The following is a 26611-nucleotide window of genomic DNA, read 5'->3' as shown; positions in this document are numbered from 1 at the left end:
CTAATGAATGAAAGGTTTGGAAGACTATAGTGGTGAACAATCGTTTTATCTCAGAAAAAATTTACATATTTACCTTATTTATATGGGTTGTTGTTGCTTCATTAGTCACAACCACTTATTTTATTCGATTAGATGGTTTTTTATCGCTTTATCGTTCATTACTCTATTTTACGATTTTCGCACTGTTGATAAAAGAGTTGATGAACTTGCCTAGAACTCTATATTACTTTAGATTTCATTGGAAGCAACTACTAGTCGTAATAGCTTTATTCATTTCGATGTTGATAGTTGCAAAGAATCGTGATGGAATACTGGATATAAATGTTCTACTTCTTGTTTTCTCTGCTAGAGATATCGATTTTAGAAAATTATTAGGGACTTTCTCTCTAGCTACATTTCTTGTACTTTGTTTGACGATTTTTGCAAGTAGAAAAGGTATCATCACAAATATGTTCATGAATGCAGATGGTGGTTATCGTTTTAGTTTGGGGTTTAACTACGTTTCATTTGCTTCACAGAGAATGTTTTTTGCCTTATGTAGTTATCTGATGTTTCGTGGCAAAAAAATTACATACATGGAATTGTTGGCCTTGCTTTTGGCTACGATTTATATGTATCAACAAACTTCGACATCCAGTCCATTTTATTTGAGTATTTTGATACTCACCTATGCATTGTTTAGTCTTAAAATTATTAAAAAAGGCTTTATTATTGAAAACTTCTGGTTGAAAAAGATTGCAAATTATGGTTTTATTCTTGCTTTAATCATTACTTTATATTTCTGTTTTTACTCATCTGGAAATCTCTTCCATTTAGTAGACCAGTTTACTCATAATCGATTGCGGTTAAGTGTGGAAGGTTTTAGAAATTTTGGAGTATCTTGGTTAGGGCAACACATTATATTTACAACAATGGACATTTTTGGGAATTTTACTAGTAATTATAATTTTATTGATAGTTCTTTTGTTCAGCTATTGGTTATTGATGGTTTGGTCGTCAGTGCCTTCATGTTGATTGCTCTTACTAAAGTTATGAAATATTTTGTATCAATTCGAAAAGATATTGTACTTGCCTGTTTAGGAATTATGATTATCCATGGTATGTTTGATCCTCAGATGTTGGTTCTTCGCTATTCTCCATTAATTTTATTCATTAGTCGATTGTTTATTATGAATTCAGATAATAACATTGAATAAAAAAGAGTTTAGTTCAGTTAAAAAGAAAGATTAAGACGAGTTACATCCCTATGAAAGTTCTTAAAAATTACGCCTATAATCTCTCCTACCAGTTGCTGGTGATTATCTTGCCGATTATTACCACTCCTTATGTGACACGGGTCTTTAGTTCGAATGACTTAGGAACCTATGGTTATTTCAACTCCATCGTCACCTATTTTATTCTATTAGCGACCTTAGGAGTGGCTAACTATGGAACCAAGGAGATTTCAGGACACCGCAAAGACATCCAAAAGAATTTCTGGGGGATTTATACCCTCCAGTTAGGTGCGACCTTTGTTTCCATCCTGCTCTATGTCTTGCTGTGCTTGGCGCTCCCTTCTATGCAAAACCCTGTGGCCTATATCTTAGGGCTTAGTTTGGTTTCAAAGGGACTCGACATCTCCTGGCTCTTTCAGGGGTTAGAGGATTTTCGTAAGATTACCGTTCGAAATATCACCGTCAAACTGGTTGGAGTCATCTCCATCTTCTTGTTTGTCAAATCTGCCAATGATTTGTATCTCTATGTATTCTTACTCACTATCTTTGAGCTCTTAGGTCAGCTAAGTATGTGGCTACCTGCTCGGGAGTTCATTGGGAAAGCCCATTTTGATTTAGCTTATGCACGGGTGCACTTAAAACCGGTCATTCTGCTCTTTTTACCGCAGATTGCCATTTCCCTCTATGTCACCTTGGATCGAACCATGCTGGGGGCTCTCGCCTCTACAAAGGATGTGGGGATTTATGACCAGGCTTTGAAATTGGTTAATATCCTATTGACCTTGGTGACGTCTTTAGGAAGTGTCATGCTTCCGCGCGTGGCGAGTCTCTTGGCTTCAGGAGACCACAAGGCTGTCAATAAGATGCACCAAATGTCCTTTTTGATCTATAATTTGGTCATCTTCCCAATCATCGCGGGTATGCTGATCGTCAACGATGACTTTGTTCGATTCTTCTTAGGGAAGGATTTCCAAGATGCTCGCTATGCCATCGCTATCATGATCTTCCGCATGTTCTTCATCGGATGGACCAATATCATGGGGATTCAAATTCTCATCCCGCATGATAAGAACAAAGAATTTATGCTGTCAACTACGATTCCTGCTATCGTCAGTGTCGGGTTGAACCTGCTCTTCTTACCCCATTTTGGTTTTATCGGTGCAGCCATTGTATCCGTCTTAACAGAATCCTTGGTATGGCTGATTCAACTGTACTATACCCGTCATTATCTCAAGGAAGTTCCAATTATCGGGTCTATGACAAAAATTATCTTTGCATCTGCTGTGATGTATGGCCTCTTGCTACTTGTAAAACCCTTCCTACATTTCACCCCTACTCTGAATGTATTCGTGTATGCGGTGCTTGGTGGGATCATTTATCTGATCGCTATCCTATCTCTGAGAGTGGTAGATGTAAAAGAATTAAAACAAATATTTAAGAAATAATGGAGTCTACTATGTACGATTATCTGATTGTTGGTGCTGGTTTGTCTGGAGCCATTTTCGCACATGAAGCTACAAAACGTGGTAAAAAAGTAAAAGTGATTGACAAGCGAGATCACATCGGTGGAAATATCTACTGCGAGGAGGTTGAAGGCATCAACGTCCATAAGTACGGTGCCCACATTTTCCATACGTCCAACAAAAAGGTTTGGGACTATGTCAACCAGTTCGCTGAATTCAACAACTATATCAACTCACCAGTAGCTAACTACAAGGGCAGTCTGTACAATCTTCCCTTCAACATGAATACTTTTTATGCTATGTGGGGAACTAAGACTCCTCAAGAAGTCAAGGACAAGATTGCCGAGCAGACAGCTGACATGAAGGATGTTGAACCGAAAAACTTGGAAGAACAAGCTATCAAGTTGATTGGTCCGGATATCTATGAAAAGTTGATTAAGGGCTACACTGAAAAACAATGGGGACGTTCTGCCACAGACCTTCCACCCTTTATCATCAAACGTCTTCCGGTTCGTTTGACCTTTGATAACAACTACTTTAATGACCGTTACCAAGGAATTCCAATTGGTGGTTACAATGTCATCATTGAAAACATGCTGGGTGATGTAGAAGTAGAACTTGGTGTTGACTTCTTTGCCAATCGTGAAGAGCTAGAAAGCTCAGCTGATAAAGTTGTCTTTACAGGAATGATTGACCAGTACTTTGACTACAAACACGGTGAATTGGAGTACCGTAGTCTTCGTTTTGAACACGAAGTCTTGGACGAGGAAAACCATCAAGGGAATGCGGTTGTCAACTATACAGAGCGTGAGATTCCTTATACTCGGATCATTGAGCATAAGCACTTCGAGTATGGTACACAACCGAAGACAGTTATCACCCGTGAGTACCCAGCTGATTGGAAACGTGGAGATGAGCCATACTACCCAATCAATGATGAAAAGAACAACGCCATGTTTGCCAAGTACCAAGAAGAAGCTGAGAAAAATGACAAGGTTATCTTCTGTGGACGTTTGGCAGACTATAAATACTACGACATGCACGTGGTCATTGAGCGTGCTCTAGAAGTCGTTGAGAAAGAATTTACTAAATGACACAAGAAAAAATTGATATCGTTGTTCTCTGGGTAGATGGAAGTGACCCAGAGTTTATCCGTGAGAAACAGACTGTGACTGGTAAAATTTCTGATTTAAATCAAGAAATCGATGGTGAGCAACGTTATCGTGATTATGGTATTTTTAATTACTGGTTCCGTATGATTGAAAAGCATGCTCCTTGGGTAAATAATGTTTATTTGATTACCAATGGGCAAAAGCCAGACTGGTTGAATTTGGATCATCCAAAACTCAAATTGGTCACTCATAAGGAATTTATGCCTAATGAATACCTACCTACCTATAATTCAGCAGCTATTGAGCTTAATCTTCATCGTATTGAAGGATTGTCGGAAAACTATTTGTATTTCAATGATGATATGTACTTGATTAGAAATAGTCAACCTTCAGATTTTTATAAAAATGATCAACCCAAGCTTTTAGCAGTATACGATGCTTTAGTTCCTTGGTCACCATTTACGAATACTTATCACAATAATGTTGAATTAATCTATCGCCATTTTCCTAGTAAGAAGGCTTTAAAATCTTCGCCTTGGAAATTCTTTAATTTCCGTTATGGTTCCTTGGTTTTGAAAAACTTGTTACTCTTGCCTTGGGGTCCGACGGGATACGTGAATCAACATTTACCTGTTCCAATGAAGAAAAGCACTTTGGCACATTTATGGGAAATTGAAGGAGAAACTTTAGATAAAACATCACGTAATCAAATTAGAGATTATGGAGTAGATGTTAATCAATATATCTGTCAACATTGGCAAATTGAAAGTAATAAGTTTTACCCTATGTCGAAGAATTTTGGAGAGTCGATAGATCTAAATCAAGTTGATAGGTTAGTGAGTATCTTTAAAGATAAACGTAAAAAACTGCTTTGTGTCAATGATGGCATTGACTTTAAAGAAGAGTATATCATTCGTTTGAAGGAAATCTTGAAAGAACGCTATCCTGAAAAATCAGCTTTTGAAAAATGAGAAATAAGAGATGAAATACTATTTAAAAGAAGAATTTTTACACGATAACAATGTTAAAAATGCAGGAAATAAGGCTCGTAATGATGTTGAAGAAATTGTAAAGAGAGAGGGCTATCAAGCCTTGGTTCTTTCAGTTGACAATTGGTACGAGATGAGCACTATTAAAGCACAGCTTCATAAATCAAAGGCTTTTGGTCAGGCTTTGGATCAATTGCAACAAGGAGATGAATTACTTATTCAATTCCCAATGCTTCATCATAGCTTTTTCACAACGCATCATGTAAAGAAAGTTCAGAAAAAAGGCGTAAAGGTTCATTTTATTATCCATGATTTAGAAGCACTTCGTTATGTCAATGTTGAGAATTTCCCTTTAAAGCACAAGATTCGTATTCAGATTCAAGAATCAGGTCTTCTTGGTGCAGCTGATGGGATCATCGCCCACAACCCAGTTATGAAATCTGTCTTGGTGGATAAAGGGGTTGCAGAAGATAAGATTGTCAGCCTTGGTATTTTTGACTATTTGATTCCAGATTTTCAAGAAAAGAGTGGCCAAACAAAAGATCGGCCGATCATTGTGGCAGGTAATTTGGCCCAGGAAAAAGCTGGTTATCTCTATGCTCTTCCTGCAGAACCTGCCTATAATCTCTATGGTGTTGGTTTTGATGAGAGTAGAGCTTTAGAGAATGAAACTTACTTTGGCTCCTTCCTACCTGATGAGCTTCCAGCAGCCCTTGAGGGTGGTTTTGGACTGGTCTGGGATGGGGATAGTGCGGAAACCTGTAGTGGTGTTTTTGGCGAGTACCTTCGCTACAACAACTCTCACAAGGCGTCGCTTTATCTAGCATCGGGCTTCCCGCTGGTGGTGTGGAAACAGTCAGCCTTGTCTCACTTTGTGCTTGAGAAGGGCTGTGGGATTGCAGTAGAGTCTCTTCATGACTTGAAGGAGACCATCGACAATCTTTCAGATGCCGATTACCAAGATTTGGTAGACAATGCCAAGCGTGTTGGGCAAGAAATCCGAGATGGTCACTACTTAAAGACAGCCTTAAAGCATTTATCATAAGATCAAAAGAAGTCAGACAGACTTCTTTTTTTAGTTTTTCAAAAAAATATCACTAATTTTAAAAATTTGCCCAATAAAACTTTTCATTGCTGAAACCGTGTGGTAAAATGATTAAAGTATAAAATTTGTATAAAGGGAAGATACATGAAAAAGAAAGATTTAATTTTATATGCGAGTGCGGCGGTACTATTAGCCTTTTCAACGCAACAGGCTAAGGCTGATGAACAAACTTCATCTGACCAGACATCTGAAAATACTGCTGCAATCGTTTTAAAGGCAGATACCTCGTCAAATACAGAAGCATATCGGAATGAAACTACTCAAAATAACGTTGAATTTGCGGAATATGTTACTGAAGAAAAGATCGAGACAGAATCTCCATCTTCTGCTGTGTTTACAAGCCTCTCTTCTAATAGAAAGGAAGAACAAACAAGAGCGGCAACAAGTGGAACGATTCCCACTACAGAAGCAAAAGCCAGTGGTACGCTTTCAATCGAGAATAATAATCCAGTGGCAGGAACGTTTGATGCAGTTGTTCGTAATGTTGAAGCTCCTAATGGTTTAAAAGAAGTTCTTGTCCCAACCTGGAGCCTTGAGAACGGTCAAGATGATCTGATATGGCATAAAGCTATGAGAGAACCTGATGGTTCTTATCGTGCGAAAATTAAAGCTTCAGATCACAAAGATTCCACTGGAAACTACCGAGCAGATGCTTACGTTGTTGATACCTTGAACAATCGTCACTATGTTGCCGAAAAAATAGTTGCTGTTGATTATGCACGACCAAGTGGTACCCTTTCAATTGAGAACAACAATACTGTAGCAGGGACATTTGATGCGGTTGTTCGAAACATTGTCGCTCCAAATGGTGTGAAAGAGGTATTGGTTCCGTCATGGAGCTTAGAGCATGGTCAAGATGACCTTATCTGGCATAAAGCGACTAAACAAGGAGATGGTAGCTATCGTGTCACTATTAAGGCCAGTGAGCATAAAGGAAATAAAGGAAACTACCGAGCAGATGCTTATGTTGTTGATAACTCGAATAATCGTCACTACATTGCTGAAAAAGTAGTAGCTGTTGATTACGCAAGACCAAGCGGTGTTCTTTCAATTGAAAACAACGATACTGCAGCAGGGACATTTGATGCAGTTGTTCGAAATATTGTCGCTCCTAATGGAGTTAAAGAAATTTTGGTTCCATCATGGAGTCTTGCTGGTGGTCAGGACGACCTCATCTGGCATAAGGCTACTCTTCAATCCGATGGCTCTTACCGCGTGACGATTAAGGCGACGGATCATAAGAACTCTACAGGGAAATACCGAGCGGATGCCTATCTTGTAGATGATTCTAATACTCCTTTTTACCTGACCGAAAAAGTGGTAGAAGTTATCCAAACTCGTCCGACTGCAAGTCTCATTATTGAAAATAACAATGCTGAGTTGGGAACTTTTGATGCGGTAGTTCGTAATATTTCTGCGCCAAATGGGATTAAAGAGGTATTAGTCCCATCGTGGAGTCTTGTGAACGGCCAGGATGACATTATTTGGCACAAAGCAACTAGACAATCAGATGGTAGCTATCGTGTCACCATCAAGTCCGATGAGCACAAGAATTCACTTGGCAATTATCGTGCTGACCTTTATATCGTAGATAACACAAATCAGCGTCATTATATCACTGAAACGGTGGTAGATGTTAAGCATAACAAACCAATTGGTACGATTTCAATAGTTAACAACAACAAGGACACGGGCACCTTTGACGTCATCATCAAGGATGTCTATAGCCCTAAAGGGGTGCGGACTGTGAAAGTTCCAACTTGGTCTGATAAGGATGGCCAAGATGACATTCGCTGGTATGAAGCAACCCGTCAAGCGAACGGAGACTATAAAGTATCGGTCAAAGCGAGTGATCACAAGAATTCTACCGGTAAGTACTTTGTTCACCTTTACTACATTCAAAATGATGGTTCACTAATCGGTGTTGGTGGCACTAGTACAGAAGTTGAATTCCGTAATGCAAAGACTAAGACACAAACAGGGATCAAGAATGTCAATTCTGGTGCTGGAACCTATACGGTAACGGTGGATCAAGCACCTCAGGGACGTCGGATTAAGAACATCCGTGTCGCAGCCTGGTCTCAAGCACATCAGGAAAACCTCTTCTGGTATTCAACAGCACCTTCTGGAATGCATACAGAAGTGCAGGTCTCTGCAGCAAATCACCAGTACCAATCAGGCAACTATACCACTCACGTCTATGTGGATTATGTCGATGGTGGCGTTGAAGGCTTTAACCTTGGTCAAACAGCCCTTCATCCCCGTGCGACAGTAGATCAAACTGCTTTTAGTCCTCGTGTAACGAATGGACAACGGGACCGTGTCTTACGGGCAGCAGCTAGTCTAGTGGGCGTTCGTGTCGGCACTGCAGCTCACCATCAATTGGTCAATGATTATAACAGTGTTAAACCACTTCCGGTTGGTTATGCAGTGAAGACGACCGATGACTGGTGTGATATCTTTGTCACAACAGTCTTCCAGCGGGAAGGTTTGAGCGGTTTGATTGGTCGTGAATGTGGAGTCGAACGTCACATCCAGATCTTCAAACGCTTGGGCATCTGGAATGAAGATGGTACCACTACACCAAAAGCAGGGGACATCATCACCTTTAACTGGGATCAAAATAGCCAACAAAACAATGGCTTTGCGGATCACATCGGAATTGTTGAGAGCGTCTCAAATGGAATCATTCATACCATTGAAGGAAACTCCAACAACCAAGTCCGTCGCAATACCTACCGAATCGGACATGGCAATATCCGTGGATTTGCAACTCCTCGCTATCAATAATAAAAAAAGAAGCCACAGGCTTCTTTTTTAGTCTCTCAACCCTTCTTCGAAACTCTTAGAAGGGGCCTCGACGTGGATGGTTTCAAGGGTTAATGGATTGGTGAAGGTCAAGCGGTGAGCATGGAGCATGAGTCGCTCTCCGCGTGCAGGGTTATAGAGAGGATCCCCGACAATCGGGTGGCCATGATGGGAGAGATGCACCCGGATCTGATGGGTACGCCCCGTCTTGAGCTGGCATTTGACCAGGCTGTTTTGCCTGATTTTTTTCAGTTGCGTCACCTGAGTTTCTGCATACTGTCCTTTTCGTGGATCGACCAGGCGCTTGCGCCGATCGTGGCGATCACGTCCGATTTTATCCTTGTAGACGATGGTTTTTTGTGCTAAGCTACCTTGGATCAAGGCCCAGTACTCGCGTTGGATGTTTTTATCTTCTAAAATGCGGTTGAGAATGGGCAGGATAAAAGGATTTTTGGCAAATAAAATCGCTCCGCTGGTTTCCTTATCTAACCGGTGCACAACGTAGCAGGTGGATCCAACATAGCTGGAAACATGGTTGAGAAGAGCAATTTCTGTCGGCTCATTGGCATGGGTTTTCATACCTTCGGGCTTATTGACGATGATGACATGCTCATCCTGATAGAGTTCTTCAACCAGACTCGGGTCTCCGGCTGGGAGCTCTTTTTCAGGGTAATCGTCCGCGTCAAAGATCAGCTGGATCTGGTCTCCTTTTTGAACGGGGCTCTGCCAGTTGATGGTCTCGCCATTGACCAAGACGTGCTTCTTGGTTCGTAAAAAATGCCGGATCTTACGGGGAATGAGGAAGTAGTCCTCAAGCAACTCTTTCACAGTCATCTGGGGAAAGGATTGTGGAATGGTAAATTGATAGTTCATGACCCTATTGTAGCAAAATCTAAGCTTAAAGAAAACTAAATGGGAGAAGGGGATGAGCTATCTTTTCTTGCTAGGACAAGGATAAGGTGTTACAATAACAGGTATGAATAGAATAAAAGAATTATTTGAAAACCTGATCACTTTTTTTAGAAAGGATCATCCGCCCAAAGCGGTGGCAGAAGAAGTGCCAGACACGGAACTACCGGAAGAGACAGTAGAGCCGACCTATAGTCGCTCAGGCAAGCACAGAAGCAAGCCTCTCTCTCAGCATCCCTTCCGTCGTTTTTGGCGCCGCTTCCATTTGACCAAGATTCTCCTGATCATTGGGCTAGGCTTTAGCCTCTTGACAGGGGGCTATCTTTTCTACCTTGCTAAGACGACCAACGTCAAAGATTTGCAGAATGCACTGAAGGCGACCACCATTATCTATGATAAGAATGGGGACCAGGCGGGAAGTTTGACCGGGCAAAAAGGAACCTACGTCGAACTCGATGCCATTAGTGAGAATCTGCAAAATGCCGTGGTCGCAACAGAGGACCGGAGCTTTTACAAGAATAGTGGGATCAACTATGGTCGCTTCTTCTTAGCCATTTTGACTTTGGGTCGCTCAGGTGGTGGATCGACCATCACCCAGCAGCTAGCTAAAAATGCTTATCTGTCCCAGGACCAGACGGTGGAGCGCAAGGCCAAGGAATTCTTCCTGGCACTTGAAATCAATAAGAAATACAGTAAAAAAGAGATCCTCACCATGTACCTCAACAATGCCTATTTTGGAAATGGGGTTTGGGGAATTGAGGATGCTTCCAAGAAGTATTTTGGGGTTTCAGCCAGTCAATTAAGCCTGGATCAGTCTGCTGTTCTCGCCGGTATGCTCAAGGGACCTGAAATCTATAACCCGCTCTATTCGGTAGAGAATGCGACCAATCGCCGCAATACGGTCCTCCAAAATATGGTGGCGGCTGGTTATATTGACCAGAAAACGGCTGATCAGTCGGCGGCTGTGGATATCCATGGTCAGCTGGTCGATGCCTATGAAGGCAAGTCAGAGGACTATCGCTACCCATCCTATTTTGATGCGGTCATCAATGAAGCGGTCAATGAATACGGCCTGACCGAAGAAGACATTGTCAAAAATGGCTACCGGATCTACACCGAGCTGGATCAAAATTACCAAGCAAGCATGCAGGTGATCTATGACAATACGGCCCTCTTCCCAGTGGCAGAAGACGGCACGCGCGCGGAATCTGGTAGTGTCGCCCTTGATCCTAAGACCGGAGGGGTTCGGGCTCTCGTAGGGCGTGTCGGAAGCGATCAAAATCCAGGTTTCCGTAGCTATAACTATGCGACCCAGGCTGCCCGTAGTCCAGGATCAACCATCAAACCTTTGGTTGTCTATAGCCCAGCTGTTGCGGCAGGTTGGTCGACAAATAAGGAATTGGACAATAGTACCACCCAATATGGAAGCTATGAGGTCAATAACTATGCGGGAATCCAGTCTAGTCCAACGGTACCGATGTACCAGGCCTTGGCAGAATCCCTTAACCTTCCAGCCGTAGCGACCGCTAATGATTTGGGTCTTGATACGGTCTTTGAGTACGGGAAAAAATTCGGACTCAATATGGACAAGGTAGACAAGTCTCTTGCCGTTGCCTTGGGAGCTGGTGTGACAACCAATCCGATGCAGATGGCTCAGGCCTATGGTACCTTTGCTAACGGCGGGGTCATGAATGATGCTCACCTCATTACCAAGATCGAAAATGCCAGTGGTCAAGTGGTCAAGAGCCACAGCCAGAAATCAACCCGAGTGCTTAGTGGTTCAACGACAGATAAGATGACCAATATGATGCTGGGTACTTTCAGTAATGGTACAGGGGTTAACGCTGCGCCTTATGGCTATACCATGGCAGGGAAAACCGGTACGACAGAGACCAGCTTTAACAAGGACCTCTCTGGAGACCAATGGGTGATCGGCTACACACCAGATGTGGTCATCAGTCAATGGCTTGGTTTCCCAACGACCGATGAAAATCACTACCTGACGGACAGTAGTGCTGGAACGGCGTCCGAGATCTTCCGCAATGTTGCCAACAGTGTCCTGCCTTATACAGACGGTACCCAGTTTGACTCGGTGAAGAACTCTTATGCTGAAAACGGCATTGCACCAGTCGGAGAAGAAACGACAGAAACAGATAGCAAAGAAGACAAAGGTTTCTTTGAGGATGTCAAAGAAAAGGCGTCGAATATGGTCGATGATGCGAAGAAAGCAATCGACGAGGCCGATATCCCAGGAAAAGCGAAAAACGCTTGGGATACCTTCAAAGGCTGGCTTGGTTTCTAATCAAAAAACGATTCAGAAGAATTTCTGAATCGTTTTTTGCAGATTGAAGATAAAGTCATCTTAGCAACTTTCCTTAGGTGAGTACGGACGTCAGCGAACTTCGAAGAAGTTCCATGACTTAGTTTTGGACCTAAGGTTCCAAAACTCCCGAGTGCTAGAAACAATCCTGTTTCTAGCACTTTTCTCACGGCGGAAAGTTTCTGTTGAGATGATCCTAATAGTATTAATTATTTTAATTTTTCAACGTCACTTAGGTTGTTTTATGTAAAATGCAATTTGTATATATTCTAAAAGATCTATTCAGAAGGATTTCCGAATAGATCTTTGTTTATAGTTCACTATCTGACAAGCTAAAGGTATCGCCGTGTTGGAGATCCCCGTACTGGTAGCCCCGTTTGAACCAGCGCATGCGTTGCTCTGAAGTTCCGTGGGTAAAGCTATCTGGCACCGAGTAGCCGTAGGCTTGCTCCTGGAGTGTGTCGTCGCCGACGGCATGGGCTGCATTCATGGCTTCTTCGATATCGCCGATATCTAGAAGATTTCGGTCTTGAATGGAGCGGGCCCAGACACCTGCTAGGTAATCGGCTTGTAGCTCGATGCGGACACTGATAGCATTTCGTTCCTTTTCAGAAAGGCCTTGTTGCATCCGATGGTATTTGCCAAGGATTCCCAGCTCATTTTGCACGTGGTGGCCGACTTCGTGGGCGATCACGTAGGCCATGGCAAAGTCCCCGCTTGCCTTGTATTTGGTTGTCAATTCCTTGTAGAAGCTCATATCCAAATAAATCTTTTTGTCGGTCGGACAGTAGAAGGGACCAGCCGATGCTTGCCCAACCCCACAGCCTGTCTGTGTCCGTCCAGTATAGAAGACTAGTTTGGGCTCCTGGTAGGTCCGTCCTTCAGCTTGAAAGACCTTGTGCCAATGATCTTCTGTTGTGGCAAGGACCTTGCTGACGAACTCAGCATCTGCATCATCGACATGGGTCTTGTTGGTGCGCGTGATTTGGGTGGATTGGTAAGGTTGAGAAGAAGTCCCATTTCCAAAGAGTCCACCAAGACTAGCGCCACCACCTCCTAGAAGAACCAGAAGAAGGATGAGGATGATCTTACTCTTGAAGCTTCCAGGAGATAGCAAGATTTGTAAAATGCCCCCGCCAAGGTTACTGTTGCCTGAAGACTGAGAGTAGCTTTGCCCTCGACGGTCTTCGATATTTCTACTTTCCTTTAGGTTATCACTTTTCATATTCGTCTCCTTTTGTTTTATTTTACCAAAAATGAGGAAAAAACCAGAGTGATAACGCTTTAGATTTGCTTTTTTCTTGACAGGAGATTTTCTGTTCTTGTCAAAATGTGGAAAACTTGCTATAATGGGGTGAACGGAGGCGTTATGGCATTAAAAAAAGCAAGTCTAGCGTGTACGGTTTGTGGGTCACGCAATTACTCCATTAAGTTGAGTGGGACGCCAAAACCAACACGTCTAGAAGTCAATAAATTCTGCAAGCATTGCAGCAAGTATACCATCCATAAAGAAACACGATAGGAGAGAGTTGTGAAATTCATTAAAGATATTTTCGTCTTACTAAAAGATACAACTTGGCCAAATCGCAAGGAAAGATGGAAAAACTTTATCTCAGTGATTGAGTACACCGCTTTCTTTGTGGCATTGATTTATTTGTTCGACAAAGTCATTGCACGTGGCCTATTGCACATGATCAATTTCTTTTAAGAAAAGAAGCCATGTGGGATCCCCAGGGTCCCACTTTTTGTAGTCTTTTCTTAAAAATAAATCAGCAAACCTCTTTGCATTCCTGCAAAATGTGGTATAATGAAGCTAGGAAAAGGAAAGCCAAGAGGCTTTTTTTAGTATGTTCACAAAAGCTCGAGCAGGCTAAACAGAAAGAAAGGATGCCCAAATGGACAGTTTTGATAAAGGCTGGTTTGTACTACAAACCTACTCAGGATATGAAAACAAGGTAAAAGAGAATCTTTTGCAACGTGCGCAAACTTACAATATGTTAGAAAACATCTTGCGTGTAGAGATTCCAACTCAAACCGTACAAGTTGAGAAAAACGGTAAAACAAAAGAAATCGAAGAAAACCGCTTCCCAGGTTATGTCTTGGTAGAAATGGTCATGACAGATGAAGCTTGGTTTGTCGTTCGGAATACACCGAACGTTACTGGTTTCGTCGGATCCCACGGGAACCGTTCAAAACCAACTCCATTGTTGGAAGAAGAAATCCGCAGCATCTTGCTCTCTATGGGTCAAACTGTTCAAGAGTTTGATTTGGATGTCAAGGTGGGCGACACAGTTCGCATCATCGACGGTGCCTTCACAGACTATACTGGTAAGATCACTGAAATTGATAACAACAAGGTGAAAATGGTCATTTCTATGTTCGGTAACGATACGGTTGCAGAAGTGAATTTGAACCAAATTGCTGAATTGTAAGAAAGAGAGAGTGGGACAGAAATCGGTAATTCGTTAGAATTCGATTTCGTCGTCCCACCTCCGCACAGTTGAGTAGGGCTGTAAAAGCTGATGAAATCAGCGTAGTAGAGCCCACTCAACCACTGCGTCTTGCTCGACAATCCAAAAATAATTGAGAGGCTAGGACTTTTGTCCCAGCCTCTTTTGATTGCTTATTATTGATTTTTATCCAGGCCAGTGATCTTTTTTAACTGCTTGGTTTCTGCAGTAGACGTAACATTGAAGATCTTATTTCCTTGTGTAGAGAAGCTAGATTCATCTCCGTTGCTATCTTTATAGACATAGCTGGTCCCATTTTCTGAACGCATAATGGCATAGGGTTTTCCGAGACGTTCGAGGGCCGTTTTTGGTGTATCGGATTTGGAAATGCTGCCAGTAGACTGGTGGTTGGCATCGCCCCCTCTTAGTCGGAAGGTGATATCTGTTAACACATTATTGCGGAAGAAAGCCATGATATCGCCATTGTCTGTTGCCCATACATTGACTCCATCACCAGGATTCGCACTGTCTGTGCTACTTACGGGTTGACCAAAGGCTGCAACTACGTCATCGTAACTGCTTCTTTCTTTTGGCCCACCAACCTCTTGTCCATCTTCGGTTCTTAATACAAAACCGGTGGTAGGGTGGAGGTTCTTGAGCTTTTCGATCTCAGGAATGGATGCAGCTCCTGGCACATATTGGAGAGATGCGCCATCATCTGGATCCAAGCTGAAGCGACCTGAAAAATCATCTGAGCTACTGCTGTCTGAAGAAGTGCTCGACGATTTACTAGATGATGTTTTGGTAGAAGATTGTTTGATCGGTTTTCTAGAACTAGAAGCTGTTTTTGCTGATTGCGCAGAATTGGCGGGTGAGCAAGCTGCTAGTGTCACTAGTGAAAGAAGACCGATCGTAAAGAAACGAATGTTTTTCATAAATACCCTTTCTAATGTGCTTCGCCGATCAGGCGAGGTTTTATTATATCAATAATCAAGGAATGGGGCAAATGGCAACAAAAAAAACCCCCTATTGCTAGGGGAATTTTTAAAAGATAAAAGATGATAAAAAATTTTATTATCAAGGCGGTAGACGGATTTGAACCGACGATCAAGCTTTTGCAGAGCCGTGCCTTACCACTTGGCTATACCGCCATAACATATAATATTGTAACCTAAAAATAAAGATAGGTCAAGAAAAACTTTTTACGTCAAACAACTTTAGAAAACCATTTCATCGTAGGGATTGAAAAAATCTCTCAAATAGCTTGCGAATTCTAGTGATTTCTGCTATACTTATAGAGTTGTCTAAGACAGCAAATACTCATCTCGGATCCATTGTGGCACCGTTGCCCTTGTGGTCGTGCTGCAAGTTGACGTCTGAGAGAGGAGAAAAAAACAAAAAAGGAGAAACTACTCATGGCAGTAATTTCAATGAAACAACTTCTTGAGGCTGGTGTACACTTCGGTCACCAAACTCGTCGCTGGAACCCTAAGATGGCTAAGTACATCTTCACAGAACGTAACGGAATCCACGTGATCGACTTGCAACAAACTGTAAAATATGCAGACCAAGCATACGACTTCATGCGTGATGCAGCTGCAAACGATGCAGTGATCTTGTTCGTAGGTACTAAGAAACAAGCTGCTGATGCTGTTGCAGAAGAAGCTGTTCGTGCAGGTCAATACTTCATCAACCACCGTTGGTTGGGTGGAACTCTTACTAACTGGGGAACAATCCAAAAACGTATCGCTCGTTTGAAAGAAATCAAACGCATGGAAGAAGATGGAACTTTTGAAGTTCTTCCTAAGAAAGAAGTTGCATTGTTGAACAAACAACGCGCTCGTCTTGAAAAATTCTTGGGCGGTATCGAAGACATGCCTCGTATCCCAGACGTAATGTACGTTGTGGATCCACATAAAGAACAAATCGCTGTTAAAGAAGCTAAGAAATTGGGTATCCCAGTTGTAGCGATGGTCGACACAAACACTGACCCAGATGATATCGATGTTATCATCCCAGCGAACGATGACGCTATCCGCGCTGTTAAATTGATCACTGCGAAAATGGCTGACGCTGTTATCGAAGGACGTCAAGGTGAAGACAGTGTTGCTACAGTAGAAGCTGAATTGGCAGCTACTGAAGGTCAAGCTGATTCAATCGAAGAAATCGTTGAAGTTGTAGAAGGCGACAACGCTTAATTTCATTCAATAAGTAACGAACCTAAGAGGGCAGGGCTCAGCCCGACCCTCTTATTTTATTAAAAAATATAGGAGAACAAAAATGGCAGAAATTACAGCTAAGCTTGTAAAAGAATTGCGTGAAAAATCTGGTGCCGGTGTCATGGACGCTAAAAAGGCATTGGTTGAAGTTGAAGGTGATATCGAAAAAGCGATCGAATTGCTTCGCGAAAAAGGTATGGCTAAAGCAGCTAAGAAAGCTGACCGTGTTGCCGCTGAAGGTTTGACTGGTGTTTATGTCAATGGTAACGTTGCAGCAGTAGTTGAAGTAAACGCTGAAACTGACTTCGTTGCGAAAAACGCTCAATTCGTTGAATTGGTAAACGCAACAGCGAAAGTGATCGCTGAAGGTAAACCAGCTAACAACGAAGAAGCTCTTGCTTTGACAATGCCTTCAGGTGAAACTCTTGAAGCTGCATACGTATCTGCAACAGCTACAATCGGTGAAAAAATTTCATTCCGTCGTTTTGCCTTGCTTGAAAAAACAGATGCACAACACTTCGGTGCTTACCAACACAACGGTGGACGTATCGGTGTTATCTCTGTGATCGAAGGTGGAGACGAAGCACTTGCTAAACAAATCTCAATGCACATCGCTGCAATGAAACCAACTGTTCTTTCATACAAAGAATTGGATGAACAATTCGTGAAAGATGAATTGGCACAATTGAACCACGTCATCGACCAAGATAACGAAAGCCGTGCAATGGTTGGTAAACCAGCTCTTCCACACTTGAAATTCGGTTCAAAAGCACAATTGACTGACGAAGTGGTTGCTCAAGCTGAAGAAGATATCAAAGCTGAATTGGCAGCTGAAGGTAAACCAGAAAAAATCTGGGATAAAATCATCCCAGGTAAAATGGATCGCTTCTTCTTGGACAACACAAAAGTTGACCAAGCCTACACTCTTCTTGCACAAGTCTACATCATGGATGACAGCAAGACAGTTGAAGCTTACCTTGAATCAGTAAATGCTTCAGTTATCGAATTCGTTCGTTTTGAAGTTGGTGAAGGTATTGAAAAAGCTTCAAATGACTTTGAAGCAGAAGTTGCAGCTACAATGGCAGCAGCTCTTAACAACTAAGAATAAAAAAATAAGAGGTTTCGAAGGAAACCTCTTTTTTGTAAGATAAATTCATCTAAATAACTTTCCTTAGGTGAGTACGGACGTCAGCGAACTTCAAAGAAGTTCCATGACTTAGTTTTGGACCTAAGGTTCCAAAACTCCCGAGTGCTAGAAACATGATTGTTTCTAGCACTTTTCTCACAGCGGAAAGTTTTAGTAGATGACTGAGTAATTCTAATAAATAAATTTTTTTGTTTTATAGAATTTATTAGATTTTAAAAAAAATAGTTTGTCTATACTCTTAGAGGAACGGAAGCATCTTTTTTGCATGCAAAAACTGAAGCCGTTGCTTCAGTCTTTTGCTTAATGTGCGAAGGTATCGATTCCTAGAAGCAGGGACAGGGTTCCCATGATGAGGCCAGCTAGAATCACTCCGAGCATGACTGCGAGGCTACTGCGTTTGAAGTCCCAGTCAAGGATAGAAGCTGCAAGGGCACCGGTCCAGGCACCAGTTCCCGGAAGAGGAATTCCCACAAAGAGCAATAAGGCCCAGAAGATTCCCTTGTCTCCTGCAGCTTTTTCTAATTTCTGTCCGCCCCTATGGCCCTTATTGAGACACCAGCTAAAAAAGCCTCCGATAATTGGTTTTTTTGCGCCCCAAGTGAGGATATGGCGGGCGAAGAAGAAGATCAGAGGGACGGGGAGAAGATTTCCAATCACTCCGATCAGGAGCGCTGTCCATAAGGGAATACCATTTGCAATGGCAAAAGGGATGGCCCCGCGCAATTCAACGAGGGGAACCATGGAGATCAGGAAGGTAAAGATATATTTCATTGGTCAAGCCTTTCGATTAGTCTTCTTCATTCTATCGTATCTTCCTTCAATTGACAACTATTCCAGCTTTGGGATGAACTTTTTAAATCTTTTATCTTGACTTTCTGGTGGAGGAAGCATATAATAAAGACATAGTTAATTAGAATCATTATAAAAAAGGAGAAATGACATGACAACTATGAAACATGAAGCAGCTACTGATGTAGCAACTTTTGCACCTTCAAATAAAGAAACTCTTCCAGAAACAAAAGCTCTCTTGAACCAAGTCGTAGCAGATCTCTACGTGGCTCACATTGCCCTTCACCAAGTACACTGGTATATGCGTGGACGTGGCTTTATGGTTTGGCATCCAAAAATGGACGAATACATGGACAGCTTGGATGCAACCTTGGATGAAGTGAGCGAACGCTTGATCACTCTTGGTGGCGCTCCTTATTCTAGCATGACTGAATTTTTGGAACACAGCAATATTGAAGAACGCCGTGGAACATTTACGAAAAATGTAGAAGAAAGCTTGACACGTGTTCTTGAAATCTTCCATTACCTTGATGGCCTTTACCAAAAAGCTTTGGATGTTACCGATGCTGAAGGCGACGATGTAACCAACGATATCTTTGTTGGGGCTAAAGCAGAACTTGAAAAGAACATTTGGATGGTGGCTGCTGAACTTGGTCAAGAACCAGGATTATAAGATCATAAAAAAATAGAAGCCGTTGGCTTCTATTTCAGACTGAAGACAAAGTCTTCTTAGAAACGTTCCTTAGGTGAGTACGGACGTCAGCGAACTTCTACGAAGTTCCATGACTAATTATTGAGCCTAAGGTCTCAATAATTCCGAGTGCCTGAAACTGAATAGTTTCAGGCACTTTTCTCACAGCGGAAAGTTTCAGTAGATGATTGAATAATTCTAACGAATAAATTTTTTTATATTATAGAATTTATAAGATTTGTAAAAAAGAACAGTTTGTCTATGCTCTCAATAGAAGCCGTGGGCTTCTATTTTTTTGATTTGTAGGAGATTTCCACTAATTAAAGGAATTCTTAATCTAACTATAGTTGGGGTGAAATCGAGGTCTATTCCTCCTATTTTTTTGGTATAGTTAATATGTGATTTTCTGTAAGTGTTCACAGGCATAAGAAAGCGCTTATAAAATAAATAGTTAATCCTAAGAGGAGGTTTTTATGGGAAAGTCTTTTTTTGAAAAGCGTCCTGTTTTTAGTATTCGTAAGCTCTCAGTTGGAGCTTGTTCTGTTGTGATTGGGCTTTCTGCCTTGGGTCTTTCAAGGGTCCATGCGGAAGAAAAGCCAGCCCTCGAAAGTGAACCGACTTCGATTGAGACACCAAGTGTTGTGACGGAAAATTCAGAAGCGGAAGTTCCTGGAGCTGGTGCAAGGGTTTCAGAAGCTCCAGCTATCATCACCCCTACCAGAGCTGAGGAAAAGCCAGCGCCTCAAGGCGAAGGCCAGCCTGTTTCTACTTCATCTGAGCGTGCTACAGGAACGGAAGCAACAGCTGCTCCAGATCAAAATCGTGTAGCGGAGGATATTGTGCAAGATCGAGAACGTGATTTTAATAAAGATTGGTATTTTAAATTAAATGCAGCTCCTGGTGCAGAAGGGCGTCAAGTGGATGTCAAGGATTGGAAAAAATTAGATCTTCCTCATGACTGGTCTATTTTCTTTGATTTCGATCACAACTCTCCTGCTCAAAATGAAGGGGGGCAATTAAACGGTGGGGATGCTTGGTATCGTAAGACCTTCCGTTTGGACGACAAAGATCTAGATAAGAAGGTTCGCTTGGAATTTGGCGGGGTTTATATGGATTCCAAAGTCTATGTAAACGGACAATTCGTCGGTCATTATCCAAATGGCTACAATGCCTTTTCTTATGATATTACTCCTTATTTGAATGCGGATGGAAGCGAGAATACCATCGCCGTTCATGTGGTCAATCAACAACCAAGTAGCCGCTGGTATTCTGGTAGCGGGATTTACCGGGATGTTAAGCTGAGTGTAACGGACAAGGTTCATTTAGCGCAGTATGGGACTACGATTACGACCCCTCAGTTGGAAAAACAGCAAAATGGTGCAGTGGATACAGTGGTGAAGAGCCGCATTGTCAACCAGGATGATCAAGCCCATAGTATTTATGCGGAATATGAAATTGTCGATCAAAATGGCCAAGTGGTGAGCGAAAAAACGCGCAGTGAAGCACAAGCTGTTTTAGCAGGTCAAGAGATCAACCTATCTCAAACCTTGCATGTTGAAAAACCAACCCTCTGGGATGTGAAAACGGATCATCCAGCTCTCTATACCTTGTATACGCGGGTTTATCGGGATTCGCAGTTAGTGGATGTGCAAAAGGAACGCTTTGGTTATCGCTATCTCAACTGGACGCCAGAAGGTGGCTTCTTTCTGAATGGGGTGGCGACGAAATTCCACGGGGTATCCCTTCACCATGACCACGGGGCTCTTGGAGCTGAGGAAAATTACAAGGCTGAATACCGTCGTCTCAAACAGATGAAGGACATGGGGGTCAATGCGATTCGGACGACCCACAACCCAGCCAGTGAACAAACCTTAAACATTGCGGCTGAGTTGGGCTTGATGGTCCAAGAAGAAGCCTTTGATACCTGGTATGGTGGTAAGAAACAATACGATTATGGTCGTTTCTTTGAAAAAGATGCCACTCACCCAGAAGCTCGTAAGGGGGATACTTGGTCCGATTACGATCTACGGACCATGGTAGAGCGGGGCAAGAACAATCCAGCCATTGTCATGTGGTCAATCGGTAACGAAGTCGGTGAAGCAGATGGTTCAGACAAATCTGTCGCAACTGTTCGTCGGTTGGTCAAGACCATCAAGGACGTGGATGCAACCCGCTATGTCACCATGGGAGCTGATAAATTCCGCTTTGGTGATGGATCAGGAGGCCATGAAAAGGTAGCAGCAGAGCTTGATGCGGTTGGCTTCAACTATTCAGAAGCCAACTATGAAAGCTTACGGGCGAAACATCCAAACTGGCTCATTTATGGTTCGGAAACCTCTTCTGCGACGCGGACACGGGGTTCATACTACCACCCTGAAAGAGAATGGGTAGGAAGCAACCAAGAAGACCGCCACTATGAACAATCAGACTACGGCAATGACCGGGTTGGTTGGGGTCGGACAGCAACCGCCTCTTGGACCTTTGACCGTGATCATGCCGGTTATGCAGGACAATTTATCTGGACCGGTACTGATTATATCGGTGAGCCAACACCATGGCACAACCAAAATGACACACCTGTGAAAAGTTCTTATTTCGGTATCGTGGATACTGCCGGCCTTCCAAAGAATGATTTTTACCTTTACCAAAGTCAATGGGTATCGGCAGAGAAACATCCGATGGTCCATCTCTTGCCACATTGGAACTGGGACAATCCAGAATTAGCCAATCGTGTCATGGACGAAGAAGGCCGGATTCCTGTTCGGACCTTCTCTAATGCCCACAGTGTGGAATTGATTGTCAATGGGGAATCACAAGGAGTCAAGACCTTTACCAAGAAGACCACAGCTGATGGCCGGACCTACCAAGAAGGGGCAAATCCGGATGAACTCTATCTAGAGTGGTTGGTCCCTTATGTACCAGGTAAAGTAGAAGCTATTGCGCGCAACGAAGCGGGAGAAGTGATTGCGAAAGATCAAGTCGAAACAGCCGGCAAGCCTGCGGGTGTCCGTTTGTTGAAAGAAGAACACGCGATTGCAGCGGACGGCAAAGATTTGACCTATATTACCTACGAAATCGTCGATGAAGAAGGTCGTGTCGTACCAACTGCCAATAATTTGGTACATTTCCATTTGCATGGACAAGGCCAAATTGTCGGTGTCGATAATGGGGAACAAGCCAGCCGTGAACGCTACAAAGCGCAGGAAGATGGCTCATGGCAACGCAAAGCCTTCAACGGCAAAGGGGTTGTGATTGTCAAATCAACTGAGCAGGCGGGTGCCTTTACTCTGTATGCAGACTCAGATCGCTTGCAATCAGACCAAGTCAGCCTCTTTACAGGTAAGAAGGACCAAGCAGAACGCACTGTATTAGGGGTGGAACCTGTTCGACAAAGTGCTTATCTAGGAGAAAAACCAACCTTGCCAAGTAAGGTCAATGTGGTCTATAGTGATGGCAAGGCTCAAGAAGAAGCCGTTGAATGGGATGCGGCAGACTATAGCCGTGCTGGCCAAGTCCGTGTGACAGGTCATGTTCAAGGACGCACGGTCGAAGCTCTGGTCGATGTGATCGGCGTGGAACAAGTCCTTCCAGTCATCAAACAAATCCCACAGGGAGCAGATCTAGCAACAGTGGATAAGGCTGTGCAATTAGTCTTCACTGATGGGACCACTGCCCACTATGAGGTCGATCAATGGACCTTGGAAGCTGGTCAAGAAGATCAGTTGTCCACACCAGGTGCACGCTTGAAGGCGACAGGACTCCTAGGCAATGGGGAAACGGTCCAAGCGACACTAGTGGTTGCAGGAGGAGATGTAGCCAAGGCTAAGAAACCAACGGTTCAGCTAGATGGAGTAGCTCTTCCAAAATTTGGTAGTGGCAACCATACTATTTTCCGTCCCCTCGCTTATGGTCAAGAGCCTGGTCAAGTCACAGCAAGTGCAGAAAATGCTCAAGTGACAGTTCTACAAGCTAACCGTGAAAATGGTTTGAAAGCCCAAATCTTTGTGACTGCTAAGGATACGGGAGCTGTACAGACCTATGTGGTTCAATTCCAAGAAGAAAGTCCACAGATTGAGCGTTTGGAATTGCGTCTGCCAAAAGGACAGGAACTCAAGGAAGACCAAACGGTACCACTTGAAGTCATTGCCCATTACCAAGATGGTAGTGTGGCTAGCCTCCAAGCAGATCAAATCGATGTGAAGACAAGAGCTGGTAGCCAAGGAAAAGCCGTCGCAACCAAGAAAGGTTTGGAATTGCGGGAAGCAGGATTGGTTCATTTAGAAGCCAACTACCAAGGACAAACGGGAGAAGTCACCTTTACCATCACGCCAAATCCAGAAGAAAAAACGGTTGTGAAGGTGCGTCCTGTACGGATCAGCACCGATCGAAACGTGTTGCCAGCTCTTCCAGAAACCGTCTTGGTCGAGTATGACAAGGGATTCCCGAAAGAAAAACGCGTGACCTGGGATGCTGTAACCGCAGATCAAGTCAAGGATTACCATAGCTTTACAGTCACAGGTCATGTAGAGGGTGTGGAAAAAGAAGCCCAAGCTCAAGTGACGGTTGAAGGCATTATCGCTGTAGAAGAAGTCAGCACCACCACTCCAGTCGGCGAGAAACCAGCTCTTCCAGAAAGCGTGCGGACCTATCACTCTAATGGTAAGACCTATACAGCTAAGGTGACCTGGGATGCGGTCGATCCGCAACTCTTGGCCCAAGAAGGAGAAGTTGTTCTCTCTGGTCGTGTAGAAGGAACGGATCTTCCAACCCGTCTTCATATTCGTGTTTCTAGCAACACGGTCAAGGGAGCCAATGTAGCAGAGCAATGGACAGGATCTGTCTTGCCACTCGCTTTTGCAAGTGACTCTAACGATGCAGATCCAGTTGCTAAGGTCAATGACAAGGTCATCTCCTTTACCGATGCTCCAGCTAACCGTTGGACCAACTGGGGTCGTGACAATGCGGAAGATTCTGTCGGTATCTTGTTTGGGGACTCTGGTATCTTGACCAAGCGAGCAGTGGACAACCTCCATGTTGGTTTCCACGAAGACCACGGCGTTGGGGCTCCAAGTGAATATGTGATTGAGTACTATACAGGGGAACAAATCCCAACAGTTCCAAGCAATCCAAATCGTGTTAAAGACGAAACAGACCATCCATTTAACAATCCAGCTAACTGGAAAGAAGTCAGCAACCTAACCGTTGAAGAACCGGTAGCAGCTGGTAAGATGAACCATTTCAGTTTTGATAAAGTCGACACCTATGCCGTTCGGATCCGCATGAAGACACCAGAAGGCAAGCGTGGAAGCTCTATTTCAGAGATTCAGATCTTTGCCAATAAGGTTGCGGCAGAAGAGAAGAGCCAGTTGACCATTCGTGTCAATGGCGATGTCTTGCCAGGTGTCAACCCAAGTGTGACCGATTACTACATCGATGCGCGTGATCGGGCTTATCCACAAGTGGAAGCGACAGCCAGCCATCACGGCCTTACAACGGTTGTGCCAAGCGTTCATGAAGGGGAGCCAATCCGTGTCATCCATAAAGCGGAAGATGGTACTATCTTACAAGAATACCGCCTCCATCTCACAAGTGATGCAGAAAAACTGAAACAAGCTGCCCCAGTAGCAGTAGAAGCAGGCAGACGTTTTGTGAAAGTCGGTCAAGATCTAGTTCTACCATCTACAGTAGGTGTCTACTTCCAAGGGGACACAGGTTATGAACGCAAGGAACTGACGGTGGACTGGCAGGCTATCCCAGCTGATGCACTTTCTCATGAAGGCAGCTTCACGTTAGAAGGAAAAGTCATTGGCTATGATCTGACAGCTCAGCTGACCGTCCGGGTGTCAGAAAAGACAGGAGAAAACCTCTCTGTGAACCGTGACTACAATGCAGAAGATACCAGGGCATTTGCTAGTGAAACCAACGATCTCGATCCAAATCAAATCGACTATATCGATTACATCAACGATGGTGGCTACAATGAGTACTACCGTTGGACCAACTGGAAGAGAGAGCCGGATCAGACAGAAGTGTTTGCTGGTCTCATCTTCAAGAAAAATGGTCAAGTAACAGAGCGCTTAGTCAATAAAGTAGCGGTCGACTTCTTTGCAGATCAGGAAACAGGTCTGCCAACGAAAACGGTTCTTGAACGCTATATTGGTCCAGACTTTGATGTCCCAGATGATTACGGCAATTTGAAAAATCTTCCAGATCATCCATTTAACCAAGCCTCAAACTGGGAAGAAATCCCGTATAGCTTGGATTATGCCTTTGAGCCTGGTTATATCTCTAACCTCAGCTTCAACGAAACCAGAACGAAAGCCATCCGTTTAAGAATGGTCCGTGATGAAAATCTTAAAGGAATTGGAATCATTGAATTGAGCGCCTATGCCCCAACAGAAGAGGCTCAGGCAACAACTGACGTTACGATCCAAGTGAATGGCAAAGACCTAGAAGGTTTTAAACCAGATGTGACAGATTATCATCTAGAGTATGAGGGAGAACGTCCAATCGTTTCAGCACAAGGCAAGAATGGAACAGCCGTTACGGTCATCGATGCTAAAAGTGCCAATGCTCCGGTTCTTGTCAAGGTTGTCTCAGAAGATGGCAAGCTCGAAAAAGTATATCAACTTTCTCTATCCGCAAAAGCACCTACAGGCTCAGCCATTCCCGAAGAAGGGGTTAAGAATCTGGTCCACACCAAACCAGAGTTGGTGATTGAGCCAGAAGAGATGGATTTTGAACGCCTAGAACGTCCAAATGCGGATCTTCCAAAAGGTGAGAAACGTGTGGTTCAAGAAGGTCAAAAAGGCCGCAAATTGCGCTTGGTGGAAGTTTCTCAAGAAAATGGTGTGGAAAGCCGGAAGGAACTGGATGCCTTTGTAGAGCTAGATCCAGTGGCAGAAATTACAGAGGTGGGCACTAAAGAAGTACTTCCAGACACTCCACAACCAGAGCCACAGCCAGAACCTCAGCCACAACCAGAGCCACAACCGCAACCACAGCCAGAGCCGCAACCGCGGCCAGAGCCACAACCGCTTCCGAACCCAGAACATCCTCATGGCTCAGAAGGACCAGTAGCTGCCGCAACTCCTCAAGCATCTCTTGAGGTCAAAGCGGTACGTCAGGAAGGGACAGATGCAGCAGGGAAGGAAGTCGAGAAAACAGCTCAAACACCAGCAGTTTCAACTGCTCCAGTTTCCGAAGGTAGATTACCAAATACAGGAACGGAAGAAAGCGTCGCAAGCCTCGTTGCTGGAATCCTAGCGGCAGGCCTTGCCAGTGCTGTGCTGGACGATCAGAAAAAAAGAGCCAAAAAGGCCAAGTAAAACAGCTAGAGAAACTAGTAAAAAACGGTGAAAAGTTCACAGGTAAAAAGAAGGAGGATGGGGAAGC

At 43.5% G+C, this 26611-nt stretch carries 18 protein-coding genes and 1 tRNA gene; 14 read left to right on the top strand and 5 right to left on the bottom strand.

The features are described from left to right. Positions 1-29 precede the first annotated feature (29 nt). The 6 genes from GMC92_RS08730 to GMC92_RS08705 all read left to right on the top strand — a co-directional run bounded on the left by GMC92_RS08730 (position 30) and on the right by GMC92_RS08705 (position 8673). Complete coding sequence (locus GMC92_RS08730) at positions 30-1196, top strand: polymerase (protein WP_338324053.1); 1167 nt, start codon at positions 30-32, stop codon at positions 1194-1196. Between the two features lie 50 nt (positions 1197-1246). Beyond that, positions 1247-2659 (top strand): flippase, encoded by a 1413-nt coding sequence (locus GMC92_RS08725; RefSeq protein ID WP_155200181.1) that lies wholly within the window; start codon positions 1247-1249, stop codon positions 2657-2659. An 11-nt stretch (positions 2660-2670) separates the two neighbouring features. Next, positions 2671-3771: a UDP-galactopyranose mutase gene (gene glf, locus GMC92_RS08720; protein WP_155200180.1), complete on the top strand. Its 1101-nt coding sequence runs from the start codon at positions 2671-2673 to the stop codon at positions 3769-3771. Further along, positions 3768-4760 (top strand): stealth family protein, encoded by a 993-nt coding sequence (locus GMC92_RS08715; RefSeq protein WP_155200179.1) that lies wholly within the window; start codon positions 3768-3770, stop codon positions 4758-4760. The genes glf and GMC92_RS08715 overlap by 4 nt, the downstream gene beginning before the upstream one ends. A gap of 10 nt (positions 4761-4770) precedes the next feature. Continuing rightward, positions 4771-5823: a glycosyltransferase gene (locus GMC92_RS08710; RefSeq protein WP_155200178.1), complete on the top strand. Its 1053-nt coding sequence runs from the start codon at positions 4771-4773 to the stop codon at positions 5821-5823. A 144-nt stretch (positions 5824-5967) separates the two neighbouring features. Next, the gene (locus GMC92_RS08705) at positions 5968-8673 is read left to right on the top strand and encodes a GBS Bsp-like repeat-containing protein (RefSeq protein WP_155200177.1); all 2706 of its coding nucleotides are present in this window, start codon (positions 5968-5970) and stop codon (positions 8671-8673) included. A gap of 27 nt (positions 8674-8700) precedes the next feature. On the opposite strand, the gene GMC92_RS08700 is transcribed toward GMC92_RS08705, so the two are convergent. Further along, positions 8701-9564, bottom strand: coding sequence for an RluA family pseudouridine synthase (locus GMC92_RS08700; RefSeq protein ID WP_155200176.1), 864 nt, complete (start codon positions 9562-9564; stop codon positions 8701-8703). Positions 9565-9667: 103 nt separating this feature from the next. Between GMC92_RS08700 and pbp2a the strand changes: the two genes are divergently transcribed. Beyond that, positions 9668-11902: a penicillin-binding protein PBP2A gene (pbp2a, locus tag GMC92_RS08695; RefSeq protein WP_155200175.1), complete on the top strand. Its 2235-nt coding sequence runs from the start codon at positions 9668-9670 to the stop codon at positions 11900-11902. A 328-nt stretch (positions 11903-12230) separates the two neighbouring features. On the opposite strand, the gene ypfJ is transcribed toward pbp2a, so the two are convergent. Next, positions 12231-13145 (bottom strand): KPN_02809 family neutral zinc metallopeptidase, encoded by a 915-nt coding sequence (gene ypfJ, locus GMC92_RS08690; protein WP_155200174.1) that lies wholly within the window; start codon positions 13143-13145, stop codon positions 12231-12233. 144 nt (positions 13146-13289) lie between these two features. Between ypfJ and rpmG the strand changes: the two genes are divergently transcribed. The 3 genes from rpmG (at position 13290) to nusG (ending at position 14352) form a co-directional block, all read left to right on the top strand. After that, a complete protein-coding gene (gene rpmG, locus GMC92_RS08685) occupies positions 13290-13442 on the top strand; it encodes a 50S ribosomal protein L33 (RefSeq protein WP_003009043.1) in 153 nt (50 codons plus the stop codon). Positions 13443-13451: 9 nt separating this feature from the next. Beyond that, entirely contained in the window at positions 13452-13628 is a 177-nt protein-coding gene (secE, locus tag GMC92_RS08680) for a preprotein translocase subunit SecE (RefSeq protein ID WP_003002261.1), read from the top strand. A 187-nt stretch (positions 13629-13815) separates the two neighbouring features. Then, positions 13816-14352, top strand: a complete 537-nt coding sequence (gene nusG / locus GMC92_RS08675) for a transcription termination/antitermination protein NusG (protein WP_003002077.1) — start codon at positions 13816-13818, stop codon at positions 14350-14352. A 194-nt stretch (positions 14353-14546) separates the two neighbouring features. On the opposite strand, the gene GMC92_RS08665 is transcribed toward nusG, so the two are convergent. Both GMC92_RS08665 and GMC92_RS08660 read right to left on the bottom strand, forming a co-directional pair. After that, positions 14547-15305, bottom strand: a complete 759-nt coding sequence (locus GMC92_RS08665) for a hypothetical protein (RefSeq protein ID WP_155200173.1) — start codon at positions 15303-15305, stop codon at positions 14547-14549. Positions 15306-15450: 145 nt separating this feature from the next. Next, a tRNA-Cys gene (locus GMC92_RS08660) sits at positions 15451-15521 on the bottom strand. Between the two features lie 264 nt (positions 15522-15785). On the opposite strand from GMC92_RS08660, the gene rpsB reads away from it, so the two are divergent. Together rpsB and tsf are read left to right on the top strand one after the other, a co-directional pair. Continuing rightward, positions 15786-16568: a 30S ribosomal protein S2 gene (gene rpsB, locus GMC92_RS08655; protein WP_003002189.1), complete on the top strand. Its 783-nt coding sequence runs from the start codon at positions 15786-15788 to the stop codon at positions 16566-16568. Between the two features lie 82 nt (positions 16569-16650). Continuing rightward, on the top strand, positions 16651-17691 hold the full coding sequence (gene tsf / locus GMC92_RS08650; protein WP_003001949.1) for a translation elongation factor Ts: 1041 nt from the start codon (positions 16651-16653) through the stop codon (positions 17689-17691). Positions 17692-18036: 345 nt separating this feature from the next. Here the strand turns inward: tsf and GMC92_RS08645 are convergent, their stop codons facing one another. Beyond that, positions 18037-18507 (bottom strand): COG2426 family protein, encoded by a 471-nt coding sequence (locus GMC92_RS08645; RefSeq protein ID WP_003002130.1) that lies wholly within the window; start codon positions 18505-18507, stop codon positions 18037-18039. Between the two features lie 169 nt (positions 18508-18676). Between GMC92_RS08645 and GMC92_RS08640 the strand changes: the two genes are divergently transcribed. Beyond that, positions 18677-19198 (top strand): Dps family protein, encoded by a 522-nt coding sequence (locus tag GMC92_RS08640; RefSeq protein ID WP_003001978.1) that lies wholly within the window; start codon positions 18677-18679, stop codon positions 19196-19198. A 491-nt stretch (positions 19199-19689) separates the two neighbouring features. Then, positions 19690-26544: an Ig-like domain-containing protein gene (locus GMC92_RS08635; RefSeq protein WP_155200172.1), complete on the top strand. Its 6855-nt coding sequence runs from the start codon at positions 19690-19692 to the stop codon at positions 26542-26544. Positions 26545-26611: the final 67 nt, after the last annotated feature.

It is taken from the genome of Streptococcus parasanguinis (assembly GCF_009717775.1).
GTDB classification, from domain to species: Bacteria; Bacillota; Bacilli; order Lactobacillales; family Streptococcaceae; genus Streptococcus; species Streptococcus parasanguinis_AG.
The sequence above is the reverse complement of the archived record's forward strand: the minus strand, read 5'-3'. Positions and strand labels throughout refer to the sequence as shown.